Annotated in this window: 17 protein-coding genes; 9 read left to right on the top strand and 8 right to left on the bottom strand. The window is 70.1% G+C overall.

What is annotated here, in order from left to right; translation table 11 throughout:
- Window positions 1-7 precede the first annotated feature (7 nt).
- Window positions 8-2,944, bottom strand: a complete 2,937-nt coding sequence (locus NTM_RS05445) for an MMPL family transporter (RefSeq protein WP_163765688.1) — start codon at window positions 2,942-2,944, stop codon at window positions 8-10.
- Between the two features lie 271 nt (window positions 2,945-3,215).
- On the opposite strand from NTM_RS05445, the gene NTM_RS05440 reads away from it, so the two are divergent.
- The 4 genes from NTM_RS05440 (at window position 3,216) to NTM_RS05425 (ending at window position 6,363) form a co-directional block, all read left to right on the top strand.
- The gene (locus tag NTM_RS05440; protein ID WP_163765687.1) at window positions 3,216-3,647 is read left to right on the top strand and encodes a hemophore; all 432 of its coding nucleotides are present in this window, start codon (window positions 3,216-3,218) and stop codon (window positions 3,645-3,647) included.
- A gap of 146 nt (window positions 3,648-3,793) precedes the next feature.
- Entirely contained in the window at window positions 3,794-4,195 is a 402-nt protein-coding gene (locus NTM_RS05435) for a heme-binding protein (RefSeq protein WP_163765686.1), read from the top strand.
- A gap of 83 nt (window positions 4,196-4,278) precedes the next feature.
- On the top strand, window positions 4,279-4,947 hold the full coding sequence (locus NTM_RS05430; protein ID WP_170311967.1) for a response regulator transcription factor: 669 nt from the start codon (window positions 4,279-4,281) through the stop codon (window positions 4,945-4,947).
- Between the two features lie 48 nt (window positions 4,948-4,995).
- On the top strand, window positions 4,996-6,363 hold the full coding sequence (locus NTM_RS05425) for a sensor histidine kinase (RefSeq protein ID WP_170311966.1): 1,368 nt from the start codon (window positions 4,996-4,998) through the stop codon (window positions 6,361-6,363).
- An 8-nt stretch (window positions 6,364-6,371) separates the two neighbouring features.
- Here the strand turns inward: NTM_RS05425 and NTM_RS05420 are convergent, their stop codons facing one another.
- From NTM_RS05420 to NTM_RS05410, 3 genes are read right to left on the bottom strand one after another with little or no spacing between them, the layout of a single operon-like run.
- Complete coding sequence (locus NTM_RS05420) at window positions 6,372-6,764, bottom strand: DUF3054 domain-containing protein (protein ID WP_163765685.1); 393 nt, start codon at window positions 6,762-6,764, stop codon at window positions 6,372-6,374.
- Window positions 6,751-8,001: a M23 family metallopeptidase gene (locus NTM_RS05415; protein ID WP_179963888.1), complete on the bottom strand. Its 1,251-nt coding sequence runs from the start codon at window positions 7,999-8,001 to the stop codon at window positions 6,751-6,753. Before NTM_RS05415 ends, NTM_RS05420 begins: the two co-directional genes overlap by 14 nt.
- Before the next feature lie 9 nt (window positions 8,002-8,010).
- Window positions 8,011-9,144 carry a lysylphosphatidylglycerol synthase transmembrane domain-containing protein gene (locus NTM_RS05410; protein ID WP_163765683.1) on the bottom strand — a complete coding sequence of 378 codons (1,134 nt, stop codon included), beginning with the start codon at window positions 9,142-9,144 and terminating at the stop codon, window positions 8,011-8,013.
- Window positions 9,145-9,221: 77 nt separating this feature from the next.
- Between NTM_RS05410 and NTM_RS05405 the strand changes: the two genes are divergently transcribed.
- On the top strand, window positions 9,222-10,373 hold the full coding sequence (locus NTM_RS05405; RefSeq protein ID WP_104864570.1) for an AI-2E family transporter: 1,152 nt from the start codon (window positions 9,222-9,224) through the stop codon (window positions 10,371-10,373).
- Window positions 10,374-10,392: 19 nt separating this feature from the next.
- On the opposite strand, the gene NTM_RS05400 is transcribed toward NTM_RS05405, so the two are convergent.
- From NTM_RS05400 to trmB, 3 genes are all read right to left on the bottom strand, one after another.
- Window positions 10,393-13,746, bottom strand: a complete 3,354-nt coding sequence (locus NTM_RS05400) for an MMPL family transporter (RefSeq protein ID WP_104864569.1) — start codon at window positions 13,744-13,746, stop codon at window positions 10,393-10,395.
- 62 nt (window positions 13,747-13,808) lie between these two features.
- Window positions 13,809-14,513 carry an NYN domain-containing protein gene (locus tag NTM_RS05395; protein WP_435405120.1) on the bottom strand — a complete coding sequence of 235 codons (705 nt, stop codon included), beginning with the start codon at window positions 14,511-14,513 and terminating at the stop codon, window positions 13,809-13,811.
- 2 nt (window positions 14,514-14,515) lie between these two features.
- Entirely contained in the window at window positions 14,516-15,313 is a 798-nt protein-coding gene (gene trmB, locus NTM_RS05390) for a tRNA (guanosine(46)-N7)-methyltransferase TrmB (RefSeq protein WP_104864643.1), read from the bottom strand.
- Window positions 15,314-15,480: 167 nt separating this feature from the next.
- On the opposite strand from trmB, the gene NTM_RS05385 reads away from it, so the two are divergent.
- The 3 genes from NTM_RS05385 (at window position 15,481) to NTM_RS05375 (ending at window position 19,663) form a co-directional block, all read left to right on the top strand.
- Complete coding sequence (locus NTM_RS05385; protein WP_232079624.1) at window positions 15,481-16,455, top strand: hypothetical protein; 975 nt, start codon at window positions 15,481-15,483, stop codon at window positions 16,453-16,455.
- Window positions 16,452-17,633, top strand: coding sequence for a hypothetical protein (locus tag NTM_RS05380; RefSeq protein WP_179963887.1), 1,182 nt, complete (start codon window positions 16,452-16,454; stop codon window positions 17,631-17,633). The genes NTM_RS05385 and NTM_RS05380 overlap by 4 nt, the downstream gene beginning before the upstream one ends.
- A 197-nt stretch (window positions 17,634-17,830) precedes the next feature.
- A complete protein-coding gene (locus tag NTM_RS05375; protein ID WP_163765682.1) occupies window positions 17,831-19,663 on the top strand; it encodes a phosphoenolpyruvate carboxykinase (GTP) in 1,833 nt (610 codons plus the stop codon).
- A gap of 88 nt (window positions 19,664-19,751) precedes the next feature.
- On the opposite strand, the gene NTM_RS05370 is transcribed toward NTM_RS05375, so the two are convergent.
- Complete coding sequence (locus NTM_RS05370) at window positions 19,752-20,309, bottom strand: TetR/AcrR family transcriptional regulator (RefSeq protein ID WP_104864641.1); 558 nt, start codon at window positions 20,307-20,309, stop codon at window positions 19,752-19,754.
- Between the two features lie 97 nt (window positions 20,310-20,406).
- On the opposite strand from NTM_RS05370, the gene NTM_RS05365 reads away from it, so the two are divergent.
- Window positions 20,407-21,930, top strand: a complete 1,524-nt coding sequence (locus NTM_RS05365; RefSeq protein ID WP_163765681.1) for a carotenoid oxygenase family protein — start codon at window positions 20,407-20,409, stop codon at window positions 21,928-21,930.
- The last annotated feature ends 29 nt before the right edge of the window (window positions 21,931-21,959 follow it).

Genomic DNA, 21,959 nt, shown 5'->3' with positions numbered 1-21,959 from the left:
CTGGGGGTCACCTCGTCTCCTCCAACATGGCCACTGCGACAGCCAGGCAGCGCTGTCTGACCTGCGCCCACTGCCTCTCGGCGTCGGCTCCCGCCTCCGCGAGGTCCGGCCCGTCCGTGGGGTGGGGTTCGGCCAGTCGGCGCACCAGCTGGGTGGCCACCCAGTGCCGGTTACGGGCGGTTTCCTGCCCGCGTGCCGACTGTCCAGCGTAGTACCGGTCCATACCGGCGAGCACTTCGGCAGCGGTGCTGGTGTCCATCGAGTCCACCAGCTCGGCGAGCTCCTGGAAATCGCGGGAGCGGTTGCGCTGCAGGATCAGGTAGCTCTTCAGCCGCAGTGTCTCGGCGCCGGTCGGGATCTGCAGCCGGTCCCCGGTCGGCAACAGCACGTTGGTGGTCTCCATCGGGCTGATCCGCTGGATGAGTTGGTGGCTGTGCTCGGCGTCCGCGCGCTCGGCTGCCAGCGCGTCCAGCGCCACATCCAGCCTGCCGCGCCACATCGTCACCGGATGCTTGGGCAGCTTGACCGCGACGGTCTTGCCGTGCGCCCGGTTGCTGACCGCCGCGGTGATCCGCTCGTCGCGGCCCACCCGGGTGCCGCTGATCTTCCCGCACGGCAGGCAGCCGCTGAACGCCAGCGGATCGGCGACGGTGATCGCTTGGGGGGCAAGGGTTTTCAGCTTCGCCGCGGACTTCACCACGGTGCGCAGGTCGGAGCCGGACGGGGCGAGGGCGGAGATGTCGTCGGGGATGATGACCAGGTCGCCGATATCGGCCTTGGGCAAAGGCTTCTCGAAGTCCACCGACGGCAGGATGCGGTCCAGCCAGCGCGGCAGCCACCAGTTCCACTCGTCGAACATCGCCATCAGCGCGGGCACCAGCACCAGCCGGACTATCGTCGCGTCCACCGCGATCGCGACCGCGCACGCCACGCCCAGCTGGGCGACCAGCGGCATCCCCGCGAACGCGAAACCGATGAACACCGCGATCATGATCAGTGCCGCGCTGGTGATGGTGCGGGCGCTGGTGGACACCCCGTAGGCGACCGCGTCGCGGGTGTTGCCGGTCTGCAGGAACCGCTCCCGGATCCGGGTCAGCAGGAAGATCTCGTAGTCCATCGACAGGCCGAACGTCAGCGCCAGCACCAGCGGCGGGATGGTGCTGTCCAGCGACGAGATCTGGTCGAAGCCGAGGTCCGACAGCCAGCCCCACTGGAACACCACCACCAGCGAGCCGTACGCGGCGGCCACCGACAGCACGGTCATCAGGACGCCCTTGAGCGCCAGGAACACCGACCGGATCGACACCAGCAGCATCACGAACGCGATCAGTGCGACGAACAGGAACACCAGCGGCTGGGTCGCCGACACCCGGTCGTCGAAGTCCTTGATCAGCGCCGTCGGTCCGCCGACGTCGACGCGCGCCGCGTCCCCGGCCACCGGGGGCAGCTTCTCCCGCATCCAGTCGATCGTCTCGCGGGCGCCCATGTCCTCCGGGTCGACCGACAGCACCGCCGACAGCAGCGCGCTGCGGTAGTCGGTGCCGAACACCGGGGGTGTCACCGACACCGTGTTCGGCGCCTCCGACATCGTCTGGCGCAGCTCGGCCAGCAGCGGCTCCTTGGCGGCCACCGCGCCCTCACCGCCTTCGGGGAACGTGACCAGCACCCGGATCGGGCCCAGCGCGCCGGGGCCGAGTGCCTCCGCGGCCGCGTTCACGCCGCCGCGGATCTCGTGGGTGGCGTCGAACTGCCGCTGCATGCTGTTGCCGAGCAGCATCGAGAAGGCCGGGGCGGCGAAGGTCAGCAGCACCGCCGCCGCTGCGATCGCCGACAGCCACGGCCTGCGCATCACCCAGCCGGTCCAGCGGCTCCAGAACCTCGACTGCGTCGCCTCCGCCCCGCGCCCCCAATGCAGGTACGACGAACGCTTGGCGGCCCGGCGGCCGAACGTCGCCAGCACCGCCGGCGTCAGCGTCGTCGAGGTCAACACCGCGATCGCGACCGCGAGGATCGCGCCCGTCGCCATCGACTGCAGCACCGGGGTGTTGATCAGGTAGATGCCGGTGACCGACGCGATGACGGTCAACCCGGACAGCACCACGGCCAGACCCGACGTGGCCATCGCGGCGTCGGCGGCGTCCTCGGGTTCTCGGCCCGCGCGCAGTTCCTCTCGGAACCGCATCAGGATGAACAGCGAGTAGTCGATCGCGACCGCGATGCCGAACATCGACACCGTCGAGGTGACGAACACCGACATCGTCGTGTACATCGACAGCACGAACACCACGCCCATGGTCACGACCACCGTGCATACGCCGAGCAGCAGCGGCATCGCCGCGGCGGCCAGTGAGCCGAACACCGCGAGCAGGATGACCAGGACGATCGGGAAGTTCCACTTCTCGGCCTGCGCGATGTCGTGCTTGGTGGCCTCGGTCGCGGCGGCGCCGAGCGCGCCCTGCCCGATCACATACAGCCGGACCTTGCCGTTCTCCGTCTCGCCCGGCTCCTCGCCGTCGACGCCGACCTTCTCCCGCAGCTGCTTGGCGATGTCGACGGCGCCGGTGTTCTCGAAGTCCAGTTGCAGGGTGATCACATACGGCCGGTCGGGTTGTGGCGGGGGCTGCTGCGGGGTCGGGACGACCTTGAGGCTGGGGATCTCGGCGGCCAGGCTCTCCAGGTGGGCGACCGCGTTGTTCATGTCTTCGAACGTCGCGTCCGGGCGCGGTGCCGCCACCAACGCCAGCGGGGACGCGCCCTGATCCGGGAACTGCGCCTCGAGCTGCTGCTGCACGTACAGCGACTGGGAGCCCTCGACCTCGAACCCACCGCCGGTCAGATTGCCGGCCTGGTTCATCGCCAGGTAGATCGACGGCACGAGGAGCAGCAGCCAGACCGCGAACACCGCCCAGCGGAACCTGCGCAGGTTGCTGCTCACGCGCATCATGAACTGCTGGATCGGAACTCCCCACTTTCTCCCGGGCGCTTCGTAGCGGAAGCGTACAGCAGCTTTCTGTAGGTCGGCGGTCCTCAGAAGCGCTGCCAGAAATGCCTCATGCAGCCTTAATACCTGCGGGTTCGCCGGTGTGACCGGTCACCCCGGCGTGCTCGGTGGCACTATGGCCAGACAGCCGCGGGCGGCGTCGGGGATCCTCTGCCAATGATCACAGCAGGTTTGCGAGACGGGTGACGTGTTCGCAAACCGTTAGGAGTTCGCAATGAATTCACCCGCCGGTTTCCGGCCGTTTCCGGCCCGTTGGGGGGCCGTGGCAGCCGGGTTCACACTGATCGGAATTATCGCAGGTGTCGATTCCGCGCCCACCGCCGGTGCCGCGCCGGATCCGTGCGCGGCGAGCGAGGTCGCCAAGACCGTCGCCGAGGTCGCGACCTACACCGGCAACTATCTGGAGGCCAACCCGAAGGCCAACTCCGCGATCACCGCGATCTCGCAGAAGCCCAGCGGCCCGGAAGCGGTCGCGGCGCTGACGGCCTACTTCGATGCGAACCCGAAGGTGGCCGCCGACCTGCAACGGCTGCAGCAGCCGCTGGTGACGCTGTCGCGGACCTGCACGCTGCCGGTCACGCTGCCCCAGTTGTTCGGGCTGGTGCAGGCCGCCGCGCAGGCCCCGGTGCCGGCGGCGCAGCCGTAGCGGCGGCGCCCGGCGAACCGGACTTTCTCACGATTGGTTAACCGCTAGACAGGAAAGTGCGTACTGGTTCTGCTTAGCTTCCTAGGATGGTCGTCGTCGGAGACTGGAATGGGTCCCGGCTCGTCAACCCTGAAGAAGGAGCCTCCATGTTGAACTCGGCCCCCATCGTGCGCCGTGCGGTTGCAGGCGCGCTGGGCGCTGGTGCGGTTACGGGTGCTGTGCTGTTCGGCGTGCTCGGCGCCGCTCCGGCCTCGGCTCAGCCCGCTCCGCCTCCGCCGCCGCCGAACTGCACCGCGGCTGACTTCGCCGGTGTCGCGTCCGGTGTCTCGGCGGGCACGTCGGCATACCTGTTCACCCACCCCGAGGTGAACAACTTCTTCACCAGCCTGCACGGCGCCCCGCGCGCTCAGCTCGACGCCGAGATCGCCGAGTACCTCGCCGACAACCCGCAGATCGAGGCGGAGCTGCGCGGCGTGCGCCAGCCGCTGGCCGACATCAAGCACCGTTGCGGCTTCACGCCGGAGGACCCGGACGGCCCCGGTTTCTAGACGCTGATGCGAGACAGGGTGGACACTCCTCCCGCTCGTGGGGGGAGTCGTCCGCCCAGGACGGCGCGGGCCGGACGGTCCTGATGGTGGACGACGACCCGGATGTGCGGACCTCGGTGGCCCGGGGTCTGCGCCACTCCGGGTTCGACGTTCGCGTCGCGGCGACGGGCAAAGAGGCGTTGCGGCTGCTGTCCAGCGAATCCCACGATGCGCTGGTGCTCGACGTGCAGATGCCGGAGCTCGACGGCGTCGCGGTGGTGACCGCGCTGCGCGCGCTGGGCAACGACATCCCGATCTGCGTGCTGTCGGCCCGCGACACCGTCAACGACCGCATCGCCGGTCTGGAGGCCGGTGCCGACGACTACCTGACCAAACCGTTCGACCTCGGCGAGTTGGTGGCCCGGCTGCACGCACTGCTGCGCCGGGCCCACCACTCCGATCCGACGTCGGACACGATGACGGTCGGGTCGCTGACCATCGACACCGCACGCCGGCTGGTGTTCGTCGCCGGGGAGCGCGTCGAGCTGACCAAACGCGAATTCGACCTGCTCGCCGCACTCGCGGAGAACGCCGGCGTGGTCCTCAGCCGCCAGCGCCTGCTGGAGCTGGTGTGGGGATACGACTTCGACGTCGACACCAACGTCGCCGACGTGTTCGTGTCCTATCTGCGCCGCAAGCTGGAGCGCGACGGGTTGCCGCGGGTCATCCACACGGTGCGGGGCATCGGGTACGTGCTGCGGGAAGAGGCGTGACGGTCTGCAAGGGCAGCACGGTCGGCAAGAGCACGGTCTGCAAGGGCCATGGCGTCGAGCGAGGATCGTGAGGTGCCGCGAGTCCCGAGGTTCCTCAGCTCGGCCTCCCTGCGCACCCGGGTGGCCATCGCCGCCGCGGCGGCCGCCGCGGCCGTTGTGGCCGCTTTCACGCTGCTGACCTCGGTGGTCCTGGCCAACAACGACGACGCCCAGCTCGACCGGCGGCTCGATGCGATCGTCGACGCCAGTGTGTTTCCCGACCAGCTGACCGATCCTCGGCGCGGGGTGCTGCAGACCGGCCGGTCCCGGTCCTCGGGGCAGGTGGTGTTCCAGCGCGGCTTCCAGCTGCCGCCGCTGCCGCCCGGCACCGACACCGTCGTCGTCAATGGCGTCGAGTACCGGGTGCGGACCATCCCGGTCGCCGACGAGGGCGGGGTGTTGATGTCCGTCGGGATCCGCGCCGACAGCATCCTGCTGAGCCGGGCGCGGATCCCGCTCTACATCGGCGTCGGGGTCGTCACGGTGCTGATCGCCGGCGTGTTGGGCTGGCTGCTGGCCGGTCCGGCGATCCGGCCGCTGCGCAGGCTGACCGAACACACCAAGCGGCTCGGCGACGGCGCCGAGAAGATCCCGGCGGTGCGCGGGGTGCGCGAGGCCGAGGACCTGTCGGAGGCGATGAGCGCGATGCTCGACCGGCTCGCCGCCGCCCAGCGCGTCACCACCAGCTCACTGCAGGCCGCGCAGGACTTCGCCGCCACCGCCGCCCACGAACTGCGCACCCCACTGACGGCGATGCGCGCCGATCTGGACACCCTGCGCATCCACGACCTGCCCGAGGACGAACGCGCCGAGGTCGTCGGCGACCTGGCCCGCGCACAGCGCCGCGTCGAGAGCATCATCACCGCGCTGGGCCAGCTCGCATCCGGCGAGCTCGCCCAGGCCGAGGACCGCGAGGTCATCGACATCGCCGATCTGCTCGAGCGGGTGGCGCGGGAGAACATGCGGGTCAACCGGGACGTCCGCATCGACATCGAGGCCGCCGACGACCTCGGGACCGTGCTGGGCTGGCCGACCGGGCTACGGCTGGCCGTGGACAACCTGGTGCGCAACGCCGTCACCCACGGCACCGCATCGCACATCGTGCTCGCGGGCCGCCGGGACCAGTCCGACATCACCATCGTCGTCGACGACAACGGCCAGGGGCTGCCCGCCGCAGAACACCAGGCGGTGCTCGGCAGGTTCTCCCGCGGCAGCACCGCCGCGCCGGGCGGTTCCGGGCTCGGCCTGGCGCTGGTCGCTCAGCAGGCCGCGCTGCACGGCGGCACGATCGCGCTCAGCGACGGTCCGCTCGGCGGCCTGCGGGCGACGCTGACGATCTCGACTTCGCCTGTCGCACGCGACGATTCAGTACCGTGACCGGGATGTCATGACCGGGTCGTCGACCGGCGCGCCAGCGCCCGCGCCGCGCCGCGCCAGCCGAGCAGCAGCGCCGCCGTCGTCAGCGACGCGACGACGATGAAGCTCGGCGCGGTGCCTTGCGAGGTCAGCTTGCGCAGCAGCATCCCGACGATCACCGTCGCCGCCCACACGATCAGCCCCGTCGGCACCAGTGCCGTCGGCCGTTGCCACGCACGGGCCAGCAGCCAGCCGGCACCGGCCCCGGTCACGAACGGCCATGCGGTCTCGGCGATCCCGGCCAGGCTCAGCCCTTCGGCGTGACTGCGCCGCCCGATCGTGCAGAACACCACGACGCACACGAGGTCGGCGGCAAGCGCCTTCAGTACCAGGCCCCGGTCGGGGAGATCATCGTTCGGCATAGGTCATCACATCGTAAACCAGTGGGCTGGTGCCCTTTTCGTCACGCGGCGCGAAGCCCGGCTCAAGCTCCGCCGCGTCACCGGCCAGCAAGCCCTCGACGGCGACGTCGGAGGTCACCCGCGAGTCCAGTGAGTACTCGGTGAAGACGAACGGCAGCCCGTTGGAGCCCAACGGGTCCGGAGAGTCCATCACGTGGAAATGCAGGTGCGGCGCATCGCTGTTGCCACTGTTACCCAGCGAGCCGATCACCTGCCGGGCGGTGAGCTGTTCACCCGGCTTGACCCGCACCGATCCGGTCTGCATGTGCGCGTAGAACGCGTAGTTGCCGTCGCCGAGATCCTGGACGACGTAGTTGCCGCCGTACTCGTTCAGGGCCAGCCCCGTCGGTGTCACGCCGGGGATCTGCTCGGGCAGCCCGTCCTGGACGTCCACCACCGGACCGTCGCCGACGGCCAGGATCTCGCTGCCGTAGAACGGGTAGCTCTCGACGTTGTCCTCGGCCCCGGTGAACAACCGGCCATCCGGGCCGATCTGCAGGTAGTCGATCCCGAAACGCTCTGCGGCCCAGATCTGACCGTTGATCGGGTTCAGTGCCGACCGGTGCGCCGTCATATCGCAGCAGCTGTTGGCGTCCAGCCAGTTCGGCCCGGCCAGGGGCGGGGAGATGGTCACCGGCTTGCGGGTCTGCACGGCGACGGGGGCGATGTCGGCGGTCATCGCCGCAGGGAACAGCGGCAGCATCGGCTCGGGCACGGTGATGCCCACGGCATGGATCAACTGTTCGGGCACCGCCTCGTCCGGTGGCAGCGCGACATCCAGAACCACGGTCGCGGTCTGTGCGGGACCGATGACCGTTGCCGGGTCGGGGTTTCCGAGGACACGGGTCCAGTAGGCGAGGCGGTCACCGGGCAGCCGAAGCAGTGTGCGGTCCCCGGCGCGGACGTCGACCGAGGTCAGCGTGACGTCCTGGGAAAGGGTGTTGGTCAGCTGCAACTCGTAGGCCAGGTGGGTCTTGCCGTCGCTGGCCCGCACCGGGATCGGTGCGGCCAGCACCCTCCCCACCACCGGGGTGGCCGTCGACGGTCCCGGCGGCGGCACCGCGGACGGGGGTGGAGGGACCGGGCCGTTCGCCGGTGCCGCCATGCTGGTGGCGGCGGTGGTGGTCTCCGGCGCCGACGAACAGCCGGCAGCGAGCACCGATACTGCGGCGACGGCGAGAAGGGCAGGTACCTTCATGTGGCGCAACTACTTTCGTGGATGGTCCGGATCGTCCGGCGGGTGGAATTGCGGGGGCTGCGCCGCCTCCTCGGGGATGTCGCCGGTGGAGTCCGGGTCCAGCCGGCCCTCGGTGCGGAACATGAAGAAGAACACCACCCAGCCGATCGCGGAGATGAAGATCCAGCTGATCAGCCGGTAGATGAGCATCGCCGAGATCGCGGCGGCCAGCGGCATACCGCTGGAGACCAGGCCGGGCACCAGTACCGCCTCGACGACGAGCAGCCCGCCCGGCATCAGCGGGATCGACCCGACCGCGCGGGCCGCCGCGTAGGCGACGGTGACGCCGGCCAGCGACGGATGCCCGCCGCTGGCGTAGCACGCGAACAGCAGGCAGGCCACGTCGGCGACCCAGTTGAACACCGACCAGCCGAAGGCCTCCCCGAGGTCCCGGCGGCCGAGCTGCACCGACTCCAGCTGGGCCAGGATCTCGCGCCACTTCGCCAGCCCGGTGCCTGCGGGCTTGCCGCGCACCGCATTGAACCAACCCAGCACCCGCGCGCCGATCCCGTCGATCAGTTCGGGCCGGCTGACCACCGCCTGCGCGAGTAGCAGCAGCGCGATGAATCCGCCGAGGGAGAAGATCAGCGACATCGGGTTCTTGCTGGCGCCCAGCAGGAAGGCCCCGCCCAAACCGAGCAGCGCCAGCCCGAGCACTTGCAGCACACCCGACATCACCAGCTGCCAGGAAGCCACCAAAGGTGTTGCGCCCCAGAGTCTCTGCTGGCGGTAAAGGAACGTAGCGGACAGTACCGGGCCGCCCGGCAGCGTGGTGGACACGGCGTTGCCCGCGTAGAACGCCGCCTCCGAGCGCCACTGGTGCACCCGCACCCCGGCCGACCGCAGCAGAGTGCGCTGGATCTGGGCGAAGCTGTGCATCGAGGCCATCGCCGCGACCGCGGCGGCCAGCAGCCACACCCAGTTCGCCGACAGCATGCTCGTCCAGGCCTGGGCCAGCTGATCGCGCACCAGTGCCAGCTCGACGGCCAACACGATCACGGCCACCGCGATGACGGCCCAGCGCACCCACCAGTACTTGCCGCGGGTCCGCTGCGCCCCGGCCGTCGCGGCCTGGGTGTCGCTCGCCGGCACGTCCTGTGACACGCCCTACAGAGTAAGCCGCGGATTCACAGGAATCGCAGATCCAAGGCGCGGCAGCGCAGCGCCGTTACGCTACCGGAATGTCTGCTCGTCCGTCCTTTGACTCTTTCGCCGACGAGTCGGTCAGCCCCGTCGTCCGCCGCGCCGCCGCATGGTCGTGGCGCCTGCTGGTGATCTTCGCTGCGGTGGTCACGGTGCTGTGGGTGGTGCTGCGGCTGGAGATCCTGGTGGTGCCGGTGGCACTGGCGACGATCATCGCGGCGCTGCTGCTGCCCGTCGTCGACTTCCTGGACCGGCGCGGCGCGCCGCGCGGCGGCGCAGTGGCGCTCGTGCTGCTGACCGGTTTTTCGCTGTTCGGCGGGCTGTTGGCGTTCGTCGTCACCCAGTTCGTCGAGGGCGCGCCCGATCTGGTCAGCCAGGTCTCGACCAGCATCGAGGGGGTCGGCAGATGGCTCACCGACGGGCCGCTGCAGGTCAGCGACCAGCAGATCAACCAGGCCCGCGACACGGCGATCGAAGCGCTGCAGAGCAACCAGGAGAAGCTGACCAGCGGGGCGCTGTCCACCGCGGGCACGTTGACCGAGATCGTCACCGGCGCGCTGCTGGTGTTCTTCACGCTGATCTTCCTGCTGCACGGCGGCCGCAACATCTTCGGCTTCGTCACCCGGATCTTCCCGGTGCACGTCCGCGACCGGGTGCGCGACGCCGGCCGGGCCGGGTTCCGCTCGCTGATCGGTTACGTGCGGGCGACCTTCCTGGTGGCCGCCGTCGACGCGATCGGTATCGGCGTCGGCCTGGCGATCATGGGGGTCCCGCTGGCGCTGCCGCTGGCGTCGCTGGTGTTCATGGGCGCGTTCATCCCGCTCGTCGGCGCCGTCGTGACCGGCTTCCTGGCGGTCATCGTCGCGCTGATCGCGAAGGGCTGGATCTACGCGCTGATCACGTTCGGGCTGATCATCGCGGTGCAGCAACTGGAAGGCCACGTGCTGCAGCCGCTGGTGATGGGCCGCGCCGTCGCGATCCACCCGCTGGCGATCGTGCTCGCGATCGCCGGCGGCGGCGTGCTGGCCGGGATCGTCGGTGCACTCTTGGCCGTGCCGGTGCTGGCGTTCTTGAACAGCGCGATCCGGGTGCTGCTCGCAGACGACCCCGTCGCCCGGGAGCAGGCGTTCGAGGCCGAGGACGAGGGCCTGGTCAACGCCGAACCCGACGACGTCGAGGCGCGCGAATAGCCGCCGTCTCGCGAAGCGGCTACAGCCGGCCTTCGCGGCGCAGCAGATCCTGCGCGCTGACTCCGGGACCGCTGCCGCGGCGGGTGGTCTCGTCACCACTGCGGGGCGGTGCGTCGGTATCGGGCCGGGTGTTGAGCTTCTCGGTCGCGGTCTCGGCGTCCGGTGGGCGCTGCGCCGGGATAGCCCTGGTCGCCGCGTCGTCGGAGTCGTCCTCGGACTGAGTCGTGTCGTCGGCGTTGCCGATCGCCCGGGTCGGCTCGGCCGACGGGCGCAGCGGCTGTGGCTGTGGCTGTGGTGCAGCCGCATCCGGCTTGTCGCCGCCACGCAGATCACCGAGCCAGGACTCGATCTCGCGGTCCTCGCGACCCGGCGCCGTCGGCGAGGGCTGCGACGTCGAGGCGGGCGGCGTCGAGGACGGCATGGCTCCCCGCGCAGCCGCGGCGGCGCCGCTGACGGCGTTGCGTACCGCGTTCTTCGCGACCGACAGCCGCGTGGTCTGCGGTTCGTCGGCGGGCGGAGGCGGCGGGGGAGGCGCGACCGGGGGTCGCGGCGGGGCCGGGATCCGCGTGGTCCCCGCAACCGCCGGGTCCACCGGGTAACCCGGCGTGTTCATCCGCGTCGTGGTGGCCGGCGGACGAACCGGGGCCGGACGTCCGGGTGCGGGATGGGTCGGGTCGTGCGGCAGGCCCCGCGCGGCGGTCATCACCGGCGGTCCACCGGCACCGACCAGCGCCTCGGCCGGCTCGGCGCGCTCTTCACGGACCACCGGGCGCTTGCGCTCGTCGGGCAGCTCGGTCTCGCCGAGGCCCATGCGCTCCTGCAGGCGCTTCATCCAGCGCGGCGCCCACCAGCAGTCGTCGCCGAGCAGCTTCATGATCGCGGGCACCAGGAACATCCGGATGATCGTCGCGTCCAGCAGCAGTGCGATCAGCAGGCCGAAGGCCAGGTACTTCATCATCACCAGGTCGGAGAACACGAACGCGCCGGCCACCACGGCGAGCACCAGTGCGGCACCGGTGATCAGGCGGCCCGTGGTCGCGGTGCCGATCCGGATCGCCTCGGCTGTCGACAGGCCGCGTTCGCGGGCCTCGACCATGCGGGACACCAGGAACACCTCGTAGTCGGTGGACAGGCCCCAGATCACCGCGATGATCAGGCCGATCATCGGCGCCATCAGCGGCTGCGGTGTGTAGTTCATCAGTCCTGAGCCATGCCCGTCGACGAACATCCAGGTCAGGATGCCCATCGTCGAGCCGAGCGTCAGCGCGCTCATCAGCGCGGCCTTGATCGGCAGCACCACCGAGCCGAACGCGAGGAACATCAGGATCGTCGTCGTGACGATCAGCACCACCGCCATCAGCGGCAGCTTGTCGAACAGGCTGTGGATACTGTCCTGCTCCAGCGCGGGCGTGCCGCCCACCGAGATCTCCAGACCGCGTGGCGGCTGGATGGAGCGCAGCTCGTCGATCTTCTGGGACGCGTCATTGCGGTTGATCAGGCCGTTCTGGATCACCCGGATCGACGGATCCTTCGAACCGCCCTCCTGGACCGCGCGCTCCTGCCACATCTTCGACGGGTCGTTGTCCGGGTCGATGAAGCCGTTGACGGTCATCGCCTTGGCGCGGACCTCGGCGAGCTGCTGATCGGTGACGGGTTCGCCGTCGGTGCGCTCGATCACCAGGGTCAGCGGTTCGGTGCGGAAGCCGGGGAAGCTGCGGTCGAAGTCCTCCTGCGCCTGGCGCACCCCGTTGTCCGGCGGCAGGTACTTCTCGCTGATACCGCCGAGGGACAGCTGGCCCAGCGGGATGACCAGCAGGATCATGCCGATCAGGATCGGCGCGGCGAACGCGATCGGGCGCTTCATCACGACGTTGACCAGCCGGCCCCAGAAGCCCTGCTCGACCTCGGCGCGCGTCTTGGTCTTCTGCGTCTTCTCGGCCAGCCACTCGACCCACCACTCGATCGGGCCGCGGGCCAGCGGGACGTAGCGTGCCAGCGCGAGGCCACCGGCGATCACCGCGACGAAGATGACCACGCCGAGCAGCACCCAGTACAGGCCGGTGCCGAGCGCGTCCTTGTTCGCGATGATCACCGCGGCCAGCCCGCCGAGGGTGCAGACGTAGCCCAGGGTCAGGCCGATCACCGTCAGCGGCAGGCCCTGCTCACCGGAGGTCTTGATGCGTTTGCGGGCCAGGTGTCCCAGCGCGATACCGGCCGGCGGGACCAGCACACCGGCCGGGATCGACGCGATCGCCAGCGGGTTGGTGCGGGTGTTGGCGGGATCGGAGGCGACCTGGTTCTGGATGAACTTCAGCAGCCAGCGCACGCCGAGCGCGTCGACCCGGGGCCCGAGGATGGCCAGGGCGGCAGGCAGCACGGTGATCGACAGGATCGCCGCGAGCATGACCGACGCGATGATCGCGTAGGTGATGGACTTCAGGAAGCCCTGCGGGAACAGCAGCAGCGGCACCGAGGACGCCACCAGGATCACCGCCGAGAACATCACGGTGCGGCCCGAGGTCATCACCGCGCGGCGCACGGCCGCCTCGGTGTCGTAGCCCTCGGCCAGCTCCTCGCGGAACCGGCTCACCATGAACAGGCCGTAGTCGATCGCGATGCCCAGGCCCATCAGCGTGACCACCGGCTGGGCGAAGAAGTGCACCGGCATGAACTCGGCGAACAGCCGCATGATGCCGAGGGCGCCGGCGATGGTCAGGCCGCCGATGATGCCGGGCAGCGCCGCGGCGATCACGCCGCCGAAGACGAAGAACAGCACCACGCAGACCAGCGGGATGGCGGCCACCTCGGCGCGCTTCTGGTCCTCGCCGATGGTGCCCGTCAGCTCACTGGCGAGCGGGTTGAGACCGGCCAGCTGGATGCGGCCGTCGTTGACCTCGGACAGCTGCGGTTCGATGGCCTGGTAGTTCTTCAGGATCGTGTCGTCGTCATCGCCCTTGAGCGGGATGCTGATGAACGTCTTGGACAGGTCCTCGGTCTTCATCTGCTGCACGGTCGCCGAGTCGGCGTCGGGGGCGCGCAGCCAGCCGACCCAGCTGACGACCTGGTCCTCGTGGTCGGCGACCAGATCGTCGAGCTCCCCGGTGACCTTCTTCATCCACTCCGGGTTGTCGACCTTCTCGCCGTCCGGCGGCGTCAGGATCGCGACGACATGGCTGGTCCGGTCGCGGCCGTAGGCCTCGTCGGACACCAGCGACGCGTGGACGGACTGGCTGCCCTCGTCGTAGAAACCGCTCTGGGTGACGTGCTGTCCCAGGCTCATGCCGTAGACGCCGCCGCCCAGGCACAGTGCGACCATGACACCGATCACTATGTATCGGTACTGGTACACCGTTCGACCCCACCAGGCGAACACGTTCAGCTCCTTCAGTTCATGTCATCGGTCCGCGCACGTCGAAACCGAAACTCTTGTCATGTCTAGACGCGCGAGGCCAGTAGCGACGACAGCGGCCGGAATGGTTGCAGCCATGCGCCCTGCTCGGGTAGCGAATCGAGTCCGATTCTCGGTAGCGGTTCCCGGAAGACACCAGGGATGTCCTCCAGGTCGACGAACTCCAAGGTATCCGACGCTAACGCCCAACTGGCATGTTCGCGAAATCCGAGCACCTGGACCTCGACGCCGGTTCTGGCGATGTCCTCCAGCGGCAGTTTGAACGCCTGACCATCGGCCGAGGCCACGATCAGACCCGCCAGACCCTCGTGGTGACGCAGCGCGATGTGGGCCAGCATATCGCTGTCGACGTCGCTGTCCTCGTCGATTTTCGGCTTGGCGAACACCGCGAAGCCGACGTTGCGCAGCGCCTCCACCCAGGGCCGGACGACGTCCGCGCTGCCGGGGGCGATGTTGGTGAACACCGTGGCCTCGGGTTCCAGCGACACCGACCGGCCGCGCTCGGCGTAGGAGGAGGACAGGTCGGCGGTGCGGGAGAGCAACCAGCGGCCCAGGGCGTCGAAGCGTGGGCGGTGCGCGGCGGTGGGGCGGCCGCCGAGGATCGAGCCCAGCCCCATGTCCAGGTTCGGCGCATCCCAGACCAGCAGCACCCGGGCCACGGTTTCGGTGGGCGTGTTCCCGACGTCGTCGGCGGTGTCGACCACCTCGGTGACCGACGGGATCTCGGTCATGCTCACGGCGTTCTCTCCCACAGCAGCTCGGTCACGACCGGGCCGGCGAGGGCCTTGCGTTCGTACTTGGTGACGGGGCGGTGCACCGACATCGGGAGCCGGCCCGGTTCCGTCGCGTCGTCCATCGCGATGCGGCGCAGCCGCGGTTCGGCGTCGCCGACCTCGGCGATGTGCTCGGCGTAACCCTGGTGGTCGGTGGCGGCGTGCAGCACGCCGCCGGGCCGCAGCCGGTCGGCGATCAGCGCGACGGTGTCGGTCTGCAGCAGCCGCCGCTTGTGGTGGCGGGCCTTGGGCCACGGGTCGGGGAAGAACACCCGCACCCCGGTCAGCGACGCGGGGCCGAACATATAGGTGAGGACGTCGACGCCGTCGCCGCGGACCATCCGGATATTGGTGGTGCCCGTGCGGTCGATCGCGCTGAGCAGCTGCGCCAAGCCCTTGCGGTAGACCTCGACCGCGACGACGTCGAGGTCGGGTTCGGCCTGGGCCATCGCCAGCGTCGAGGTGCCGGTTCCGCAGCCGATCTCCAGGATCACCGGGGCGTGCCTGCCGAACCAGGCATCGGTGTCGAGCGGTCCGGCGGGTTCGTCGCCGTCGCGGGCCTCGGTGCCCAGCTGGGGCCACAGCCGGTCCCAGACCGCCTGCTGGTTGTCCGAGATGGAGGAGCGGCGGGCGCGGAAGCTGGTCACCCGTCGGTGGAAATGGGGGTGCGCGGCTTCCCTGTCGGATCGGTCGGGCTCCGGCGCCACGGACGCGGCGACCTCAGAACCCGTCGAATCCATCCGTCCATGGTCGCTCATCAAGAGCATGCTCCCCGCATCGTGTTACAGATTGATACCCAACAGTTGCCTTCTCCTGGTACATGCAAGTACCCCACCTGCCGATCGGCAAAAAGATGTGTCGTCGGCCACCTCCGGCCGGTGCCACGATTTCGGTGAGGACGCCGTGCCGACCCGGGGAGCGGGACATGCCGATTTTCACCGATGTACTCACGGAGTACGCCGAGCGCACGCAGCGCCGCGCGGTGGCGGCGGCCGCCGAACGGGTGCGCGCGCCGCTGACGGTCGAGGTCCGCGGCCGTCCGGGCACCGGACGGCACGCGGTGGCGGCGGCGCTGGCCGCGGCGGGGCTGCCGGTCGTGGCCGATTCGGCGCGCGCCGACGTGCGGGTCGTCGTGGTCGCCGAAGCGGTCAAACCCGAGGACCGGGCGCTGCTCGCGACGGACGGGCCGGCGCTGGTCGTGCTGAACAAGGCCGACCTGGCGGGCCGGGTGCCGGGCGGGCCGCCTGCCGAGGCCGATCGCACCGCGGCCCGGCTCGCCGCGGCGCTGGGCCGTCCCGTGGTGCCGATGGTCGCGCTGCTGGCCGGGGCGGACATCGACGACGAGCTGTTCGCGGCGCTGCGTGCGCTCGCGGCGACACCGGCCGACCTGTCGTCGGTGGACGCGTTCGTCACCGGCGAGCATCCGGTGCCCGCGCAGGTGCGGCAGCGGCTGCTCACCCGGCTGGACCGCTACGGCACCGCTCGTGCCGTCCTCGCGGTGGCCGACGGCGCAACCCCGGTCGACGTCGAGGCCGCACTGCGGACCCTCAGCCGCAGCGGCGAGGTGGTCGCCGCGCTGGCCGGGTTCGCCCCGGAGGTCGGCTACCGCCGGGTGTGCGCCGTGGTCACCGAGCTGACCCGGGAGGCGATCGAGACCCGCGACGACGAACTCGGCGCGTTCCTGGTGTCCGACGCCGTCGTCGTCGCGGTGATGGCCGCCGCGGTCGATCACCTGGAGAGCTGCGGTCTGCGCATCGACCGGGGCGACGACCCCGACGCCCATCTGCGGCGCGCGCTGCGATGGCGCCGCTACGCCGACGGCCCGCTGGCAGCGCTGTACCGCCGCGGCGCCGCCGACGTCAGCCGCGGTTCGCTGCGCCTGCTGGCGAGGTCCCGGTGAGCGCGCTGGTCGTGGTGGCCGGGCCGCCACGGGCCGGGGTCAGCGCGATGGTGGCCGCTCTGAACCGCCCGGCCTCGGCCTACCGGTTCATCGAGCACCCGGAGCCGCAGGATTGTCCGGCCGCGGTGCTGTTCGTCGTCTCCGCCGTCGCGCCGATGACCGAATCCGATTGTGCGCTGGCCGATCTCGTCGCCGCCCAGGCGCCGGTGACGATCCCGGTGCTGGCCAAGATCGACGACCACCGGGACTGGCGGCGGGTGCGTGACGCCAACCTGGCCGCCGTGCGACGGTGGTCGGTACGGCTCGCGGGGGTGCCCTGGGTCGGTGCCGCGGCAGCGCCACGGCTCGGATCGCCCCAGGTCGACGACGTGCTCGCCGCGCTCGACGTGGCACTGGCCGACCCGGAACGGCACGCCCGTGCGGTGCGGTTGGCTGCCCAGACGCGCCTGGGCCGGCTCGGTGAGGAACGCGACCGGCTGGTGCGCAGGCGCAGACAGGCACGCCTCGACGAGGCGGCCGCGCGGCGCCGCGACGCCCAGCAGGCCCGGCTGGCCCTGACCCACGCCGCCCGGCGCCGGTGCGCGGCGCTGCGCACCGAACTCCTGCACGACGCGGCCGCGGCCGACCGAAGCGCGCTGGCGCGGTTCCCGGCCCGGGCGCGGCACCGCTGCGCGGACGTCCTCGCCGGCGTCGACGCCGACATCGCCGCGCACACCCGGCAGTTGCCGTCTGCCGGGGATCCCGAACTCGACCTCGGGGAACCGCCCACGCAGCCGTGGCGGCTGGAGCGCCGACTGACCGCGGTGCTGGGCGCCGGGTTCGGTCTCGGGGTCGCGCTGGTGGTCACCCGGTTCGTGGCAGGGCTGGCACCGGGGCTGACCGCGGCGGCGCTGGGGGCCGGTGCCGCCGTCGGGTTGGCGACCACGACGTGGGTGGTGCGGGCCCGGACTCTGCTGCACGACCGGGCGGTGCTGGCGGGATGGGCCGGCGAGGTCGCCGCGGCGGTGCGCGCCGCGGCCGAGGAGCGGATCGGGACCGGGCTGCTGGCCGCCGAAACCGCGGCCGTCGCTGAGACCTCCGCGGACCGGGAAATCGGGCGCCGGATCGCCGCCGTCGAGGCCGAACTTCGCCAGCTCACGCGGCCCGCGGACCCGCCCGCGGAAGTTACCGGGCGGTAGACCACCCGGTGAGCGTCATCTGAATCGTTCCTGTGAGTGATTGGACATAGTCCTGAATTCCCGCGGGTATGTGACCCGCGTTAACCTCATTGGATAGTGACGGCCGCGGCTGCCGAACATTTGGGCCAAGGCGCCGACCCTTGGCGCCCGTGCCCGGCAGACCGATCGCTCAGCAGATGCAGGGGAGACAACACAGCATGACCGCAGCGACCATCCCGGGACTGGATTCCGCACCGACCAAGCATGAGGGTCTCCTCGCGTGGGTTCGCGAAGTCGCCGAGCTGACCCAGCCCGACCGGGTCGCGTGGGCCGACGGCTCCGAGGAGGAATACAACCGGCTCTGCGAGCAGCTCGTCGAGGCCGGCACCTTCCAGAAGCTGAACCCGGAGAAGCAGCCGAACTCCTACCTCGCGCTGTCCGACCCGTCCGACGTCGCGCGCGTCGAATCGCGCACCTACATCTGCTCCGAGCGTGAGATCGACGCCGGCCCGACCAACAACTGGATGGACCCGGCCGAGATGCGCGGCATCATGACCGATCTGTACCGCGGTTCGATGCGCGGCCGCACCCTGTGGGTGGTGCCGTTCTGCATGGGTCCGCTGGACGCCGAGGATCCCAAGCTCGGTGTCGAGATCACCGACTCGGAGTACGTCGTCGTGTCGATGCGCACCATGACCCGGATGGGCTCGGCGGCGCTGGAGAAGATCGGCGACGACGGCTTCTTCGTCAAGGCGCTGCACTCGATCGGCGCGCCGCTGGAGCCCGGCGAGAAGGATGTGCCGTGGCCGTGCAACGACACGAAGTACATCACCCACTTCCCGGAGACCCGCGAGATCTGGAGCTACGGCTCGGGCTACGGCGGCAACGCGCTGCTGGGCAAGAAGTGCTACTCGCTGCGCATCGCCTCGGCGATGGCCCACGACGAGGGCTGGCTCGCCGAGCACATGCTGATCCTGAAGCTGATCAGCCCGGAGAACAAGGCGTACTACATCGCCGCGGCGTTCCCGTCGGCGTGCGGTAAGACCAACCTCGCGATGCTGCAGCCGACCATCCCCGGTTGGCGCGCGGAGACCGTCGGCGACGACATCGCGTGGATGCGCTTCGGCAAGGACGGCCGCCTGTACGCGACCAACCCGGAGTTCGGCTTCTTCGGCGTCGCGCCCGGCACCAACTGGGACTCCAACCCGAACGCGATGAAGACGATCGCCGCAGGCAACACCGTCTTCACCAACGTCGCCAAGACCGACGACGGCGACGTGTGGTGGGAGGGCCTGGAGGGCGAGCCCGATCACCTGATCGACTGGAAGGGCAACGACTGGATCCTGCGTGAGACGGAAACCAAAGCGGCGCACCCGAACTCGCGCTACTGCACCCCGATCTCGCAGTGCCCCACGCTGGCCCCGGAGTGGGACGACCCGCAGGGTGTGCCGATCTCGGCGATCCTGTTCGGCGGCCGCCGCAAGACCACCGTCCCGCTGATCACCGAGGCCCGCGACTGGCAGCACGGCGTGTTCATCGGCGCCACCCTTGGCTCCGAGCAGACCGCCGCCGCCGAGGGCAAGGTCGGCACCGTACGCCGCGATCCGATGGCGATGCTGCCGTTCCTCGGCTACAACGTCGGCGACTACTTCGCGCACTGGATCAACATCGGCAAGAACGCCGACGAGTCGAAGCTGCCGAAGGTGTTCTTCGTCAACTGGTTCCGCCGTGGCGACGACGGCCGGTTCCTGTGGCCGGGCTTCGGTGAGAACAGCCGCGTGCTGAAGTGGGCCGTCGAGCGCATCGAGCACAAGGCCGAAGGCAAGAGCACCCCGATCGGCATCGTCCCGACCGCGGCCGATCTGGACCTCGAGGGTCTGGACGTGGACCCCGCCGACGTCGACGAGGCGCTGGCCGTCAAGGTCGACGAGTGGCAGGCCGAGGTGCCGCTGATCGAGGAGTGGTTCGAGTTCGTCGGCGAGAAGCTGCCGACCGGCATCAAGGACGAGTTCGACGCGCTGAAGACCCGCCTGGCCGAAGAGGGCCAGTAGGTCCCGGAGGTTTCGTACCGCACTTCGCACCGCGAGCGCGCGTGTCTGCACAGGGACACGCCGCTCGCGGTGTGCTTTTCGGGCGCGCTCAGTCGGCGATGACGGCGTGCGCGACCGCCTCGCCGACCTCCTGATCCGTCAGCGCGCTGTCGGGAATCAGGCTGTGCGACAGGATCGCGCGCACCATCACCTCCGTCGACTGCAGCACCGGCAGCCTCAGGTGCGCGGCGTCGACCGCGACCGCCGGCGCGACGACCGTCGCGACGGTGTGCACCAGGTTCATCCGTGAATCGCCGACCGCGAGCACGGCGTTGAGCAGCCATTGCGGCTCGTGGTCGCGCACGTAGGTGAACGCGTCGTGACCGCGCAGGTAGCGCAACACCGAGACGACGATCGAGGCGACCAGTTGCGGCGGGTCGGCGGCGGGATCGATGTCGGCGCCCACCGCGGCGAGCATCAGCTCGATCTCGCGGCGCGCGATCGCCCCGATCAGCCCGTCCTTGTCGCCGAACTCCCGGTAGGCCGTCGCGCGCGACACCTGCGCGTGCGACGCGACCTGGCTCAGCGTCAACGAGTCCACGCCGCTGCGTGCGATCAGCTGCAGCGCCGAGGTCACCATCGCGTCGAACGACCGGGTCGAGGGCATCACCCGCATTTTGCCGCAGCCGACTCGCCGCAGAGGCGTTGACGATCAGCTCCGACTGAGACTACTTTCGAAATCAGTCTCAGAAGCGGGGGAATCGATGACCGATATGTCCGTGGCGCCGTCGGTCGATCTGACCTCGCTCCCCTCGTTGCGCCGCTACCTCGACCACCTGTCCGGCGACGAACGCCGTTGCGCGCTTGGCCGGCTCGCGGCGCTCTCGCTCGAGGACCTGCTCAGCTTCGGCGCCAGCGAACCGCAACTGGTCGAGCACGACTATCGGGTCGACGAGATCACCGGAACCCTGCCCGACGGGCTCTGCGGGACGTTGTATCGCAACGGCCCTGGACGCTGGCAGGACCACACCGGCCGGCCGCTGCACCACCTGTTCGACGGCGACGGCATGCTGTCGGCGTTCACCATCGGCGGCGGGGCGGACGGTGCCGGGGTGCGCTATCGCAACCGCTACGTGCGCACCCGGCACTTCCAGGGCCGCACGGGTGTCACCCACATGGGGACCGCCGCACCGGGTGGCTGGCGGGCCAACATCGGCCGGGTTCCGCCGAACCTGGCCAACACCGGCGTCGTCGAACATGCCGGGCACCTCTACGCGCTGTGGGAGGCAGGCCCGCCCCACGAGATCGACCCGGACACCCTGGAAACCATCGGGGTCCGACGCTTCGGCGGTGAATTGCGTTGGCTGGGATCATTTTCCGCGCATCCGTGCTTCTGCCCGAGCAGCGGGGCGATGTTCAACTTCGGGGTCGAGCTGATACCGCGGCCGCACCTGCGGATCTATCACACCGACCGGACCGGACGTCTGCGGCACTTCCGGTCGACGCCGCTGCCGTATCCGGCGATGGTGCACGATTTCGCGCTCACCGAGCGCTATCTGGTGTTCCTGGTCTCGCCGATCCTGCCCGACGCGATGGCGGTGCTGCTGGGGCGGGCACCGATCGGGGACACCCTGCGCTATCGCCCCGAGAAGGGCAGCACGTTCATCCTGGTGCCCCGCGACGGCGGCAAGATCCGCCGTATCGACCACGCCGCGATACTGCAGTTCCACCTCAGCAACGCCTTCGACGACGGCGGTGACGTCGTCGTCGACGTCATCACCTACGGCGACGCATGCCTGCTGGAACGCATCGCGCGGTTCCAGACCAGCCCGCTCGACGACGCGCCGTCGGTGTTCACCCGGTTCCGGATCACCGCGTCCGGGCGGGTGCTCACCGAGCCGCTGTCGGACAACTCGTGTGAATTCCCGCGGCATCACCCGGCGTACGAGGGTCGGCCGCATCGCTACGCGTACTACAACACCAGGACGCGGCTGTGCGCGTTCTACGACTCGGTCACCAAGCTCGATCTCACCGACCGCACCGAGCGCACTTACAGCTCAACCGAACCCGGGAACAGCTTCTGCGAGCCGGTGTTCGTACCGCGGCCAGGGGCCACCGCGGAGGACGACGGCTGGTTGCTGACGGTCGAGTTCCGCGCCGCGCAGCAGACGTCGCGGCTGGTCGTCCTCGATGCCGCGGACCCGAGTCGCGGGCCGGTGGCGACCGCGCAGCTCACCAGCCACCTTCCGCAGGGTTTCCACGGGAACTTCGTGGCGCGCCGGCGTTGAGGGGTTCGTCGGGATCTTGACACGTGTCA

The organism is Mycolicibacterium parafortuitum, assembly GCF_010725485.1.
In the GTDB taxonomy this organism is placed as follows: domain Bacteria; phylum Actinomycetota; class Actinomycetes; order Mycobacteriales; family Mycobacteriaceae; genus Mycobacterium.
The sequence above is the reverse complement of the archived record's forward strand: the minus strand, read 5'-3'. Positions and strand labels throughout refer to the sequence as shown.

Bases quoted from the DNA above. Each gene is read 5' to 3' on its own strand.
- NTM_RS05365 (WP_163765681.1), top strand. From the start codon at position 20,407: ATGACCGATATGTCCGTGGCGCCGTCGGTCGATCTGACCTCGCTCCCC.
- NTM_RS05375 (WP_163765682.1), top strand. From the start codon at position 17,831: ATGACCGCAGCGACCATCCCGGGACTGGATTCCGCACCGACCAAGCAT.
- NTM_RS05445 (WP_163765688.1), bottom strand. From the start codon at position 2,944: ATGATGCGCGTGAGCAGCAACCTGCGCAGGTTCCGCTGGGCGGTGTTC.
- NTM_RS05395 (WP_435405120.1), bottom strand. From the start codon at position 14,513: ATGACCGAGATCCCGTCGGTCACCGAGGTGGTCGACACCGCCGACGAC.
- NTM_RS05405 (WP_104864570.1), top strand. From the start codon at position 9,222: ATGTCTGCTCGTCCGTCCTTTGACTCTTTCGCCGACGAGTCGGTCAGC.
- NTM_RS05425 (WP_170311966.1), top strand. From the start codon at position 4,996: ATGGCGTCGAGCGAGGATCGTGAGGTGCCGCGAGTCCCGAGGTTCCTC.
- NTM_RS05415 (WP_179963888.1), bottom strand. From the start codon at position 8,001: ATGAAGGTACCTGCCCTTCTCGCCGTCGCCGCAGTATCGGTGCTCGCT.
- NTM_RS05440 (WP_163765687.1), top strand. From the start codon at position 3,216: ATGAATTCACCCGCCGGTTTCCGGCCGTTTCCGGCCCGTTGGGGGGCC.
- NTM_RS05435 (WP_163765686.1), top strand. From the start codon at position 3,794: ATGTTGAACTCGGCCCCCATCGTGCGCCGTGCGGTTGCAGGCGCGCTG.
- NTM_RS05370 (WP_104864641.1), bottom strand. From the start codon at position 20,309: ATGCCCTCGACCCGGTCGTTCGACGCGATGGTGACCTCGGCGCTGCAG.
- trmB (WP_104864643.1), bottom strand. From the start codon at position 15,313: ATGAGCGACCATGGACGGATGGATTCGACGGGTTCTGAGGTCGCCGCG.
- NTM_RS05430 (WP_170311967.1), top strand. From the start codon at position 4,279: ATGGTGGACGACGACCCGGATGTGCGGACCTCGGTGGCCCGGGGTCTG.
- NTM_RS05420 (WP_163765685.1), bottom strand. From the start codon at position 6,764: ATGCCGAACGATGATCTCCCCGACCGGGGCCTGGTACTGAAGGCGCTT.
- NTM_RS05385 (WP_232079624.1), top strand. From the start codon at position 15,481: ATGCCGATTTTCACCGATGTACTCACGGAGTACGCCGAGCGCACGCAG.